Annotated in this window: 2 protein-coding genes and 1 pseudogene; 2 read left to right on the top strand and 1 reads right to left on the bottom strand. The window is 60.4% G+C overall.

The genetic code is table 11. From position 1 onward, the window contains the following. Window positions 1-81: 81 nt before the first annotated feature. A pseudogene (locus tag GGQ66_RS22835) lies at window positions 82-760 on the bottom strand (integrase core domain-containing protein); the annotation flags it as partial. Window positions 761-816: 56 nt separating this feature from the next. On the opposite strand from GGQ66_RS22835, the gene greA reads away from it, so the two are divergent. Further along, complete coding sequence (gene greA, locus GGQ66_RS22840; protein WP_183796027.1) at window positions 817-1,299, top strand: transcription elongation factor GreA; 483 nt, start codon at window positions 817-819, stop codon at window positions 1,297-1,299. A 91-nt stretch (window positions 1,300-1,390) separates the two neighbouring features. Further along, window positions 1,391-2,311, top strand: coding sequence for an MYG1 family protein (locus GGQ66_RS22845; protein WP_183796029.1), 921 nt, complete (start codon window positions 1,391-1,393; stop codon window positions 2,309-2,311). Window positions 2,312-2,445 lie beyond the last annotated feature (134 nt).

The raw sequence follows: 2,445 nt of genomic DNA on the forward strand, positions 1-2,445 counted from the left end.
GCGCTTGAACTCGTCACTAAAATTGCCAGACCCCATCATGGCCTCCTTGCCTCAAAAATAGGGAAGAAGGCGTCCACAAATCTAGGGGCTATTCACCTTGCATATGAATTCATAGGGTGTGAAGCCCCTGAGGGTCTTGAGACGTCGGGCAAAATTGTATGCCGCGACGAAGTCGTCGATATGCCGGTGGAACTGATCGTGGCTGTCGTAGCGATAGCGTTTTACGGTCGCCTCTTTGATCGTCCGGTTCATCCGTTCGACCTGGCCATTTGTCCAGGGATGCTTGGGTTTGGTCAGCCGATGCGCGATGTCGTATCGCCAGCATGCCCGGTCGAATGGACGACCTCGGAACCGCGCGGTTGGTCCGTTGCGGTTCCTCGGAATGTCGGCGAACTGGATGCCGTTGCCGGTAAGCACGGTGTGGATCTCGTGGGGCACGGCCGCCACCAGCGCGTCCATGAAGTCTGACGCCGTTCGGGTGGTGGCGCGCTCGACCAATTGGACGAAGGCAAACTTTGAGGCTCTCGATTGCGACGTAGAGGTAGAGTTTACCTTCGGAGGTCTGCACCTCAGCGAGGTCGATGTGGAAATAGCCGATTGCGTACGCTTTGAACTTCTTCCTCGACGGCTTGTCACCCTCTACATCCGGCAGTCTCGAAATCCCATGTCGTTGCAGGCATCGATGCAATGACGATCGCGTCAGATGCGGGATTGTCGGCTGAAGAGCATAGAGGCAATCGTCCAGCGCCAGCAGCGTGTGCCAGCAGCACTGCCCATGCGGTATGGAGGCGCTTTGTCGCGAAACGGAGTTCGAGCGTGAGTGTTGCCTTCACCAAGGAAGAAAGTGCGGAAACGGCATCGGAAACCCTGCTGCCGGATCGTCCGATCTCTCCCCACCCGAACCTCGTGACCGAGGACGGGCTAAAGGCGCTGGAGCGGCAGATGACGGAGGCGCGCGAGGCCTTCGAAGCGGCAAACATCATCGAGGACGTCAACGAAAAGCGGCGGCAGACGGCCGGGCCTCTGCGCGATTTGCGTTACTTCTCCGAACGCCTGCGCACGGCGCAGGTCATGCCACAACCTGTGTCGGGCGATACCGTCGCCTTTGGCAACACCGTTACCTTCACCCGTGATGACGGTCGGGTGCAAACCTATCGTATCGTCGGCGAAGACGAGGCCGATCCCAAGGCCGGCACGATTTCCCATGTGTCTCCGGTGGCGCGCATTCTCTTCGGCAAAATGGTGGGTGACGTGGTGAACCTCGGCGATCAGGAACTGGAGATCACCGCCATCCGCTAAATCGGTGAGATCGCGGGTTGAGGTGGCGGTCCGCACGGGTTATCTGGTCTTCACCGAACATGATCCTGACAAACGACAAGGCGATCCCGACATGACACCGGACTATCTCGTCACCCATTCCGGTGGCTTCCATGCGGACGAACTCCTGTCCAGTGTCGTCCTGACCCGGCTTTTTCCGGAGGCGCGTATCGTGCGCAGCCGCGCGCCGGAGTGGATTACGCCCGGCTCCGACCGTATCATTTACGATGTCGGCGGCGCCTATGATGCTGCGGCACAGATTTTCGATCACCATCAGCGAGGCGCTCCCCTGCGCGATGACGGGCAGCCCTACAGCTCCTTCGGGCTGGTGTGGAAGCATTACGGTCGAGACTATCTGGCGGCTTTCGGTGTGCCGGAAGCGCATGTCGCTGCCATTCATGCCGCCTTTGACAAGAAATTCGTGCTGCCGGTCGATCTGGTCGACAACGGCGCATTCGACCCGTCAGTCGCCGGGCCGCTGGCCGGCCTCACCTTGCCGGTGCTTCTCGAAACGCTGAAGCCCGCCTTTGACGACAAGAACGCGGAAGCGGACGAACGTGCATTTCACGCCGCTCTGGCAATCGCCCGTAGCTTCGTTGAAGCAGGCGTATCTGCCGCTGCCGCCAAATTGCGGGCTGAAGGGCTCGTTCTCGACGCCATCCGCAACACTGGTGAAGGGCGTGTTCTGGAGCTGCCGATGGGCATGCCGTTCCGGCCCGCCATCATCAAGGCGGGTGCGGATCACCTGCTGTTCGTCGTCCATCCGCGCGACAAGGACTGGTGCTTGACCGGCATTCGCCGCTCCGATGAGGGGTTCGAGCTTCGCGCGGACCTGCCGAAGGCCTGGGCGGGCCTGACTGGGAGCGATCTCGAAGCCGCATCCGGTGTGAAAGGCGCGAGCTTTTGCCATAATGGTCGCTTCATTGCCGCCGCCGCAACCCGTGAGGCTGCGCTCGCCCTTGCCGACATCGCCGTTGCCGAAGCGGAACAATAATCCTTGAAATCGGTGGGCGTTTCGCGTCCACGGGCATATGCCATCCCATTGACGAAGAAATCCCGCTGCAGGAGGCTGCAGCGGGTTTTCGCTTTTGGATCGGCGCTTCGTTGAGGGAGAAGGGCCGATCCTGC

This window comes from Allorhizobium borbori, assembly GCF_014196535.1.
Taxonomy (GTDB): Bacteria; Pseudomonadota; Alphaproteobacteria; order Rhizobiales; family Rhizobiaceae; genus Ectorhizobium; species Ectorhizobium borbori.

What these genes read in the sequence shown, in the direction of transcription:
- GGQ66_RS22845 (WP_183796029.1), top strand. Translation starts at nt 1,391, where the DNA reads ATGACACCGGACTATCTCGTCACCCATTCCGGTGGCTTCCATGCGGAC.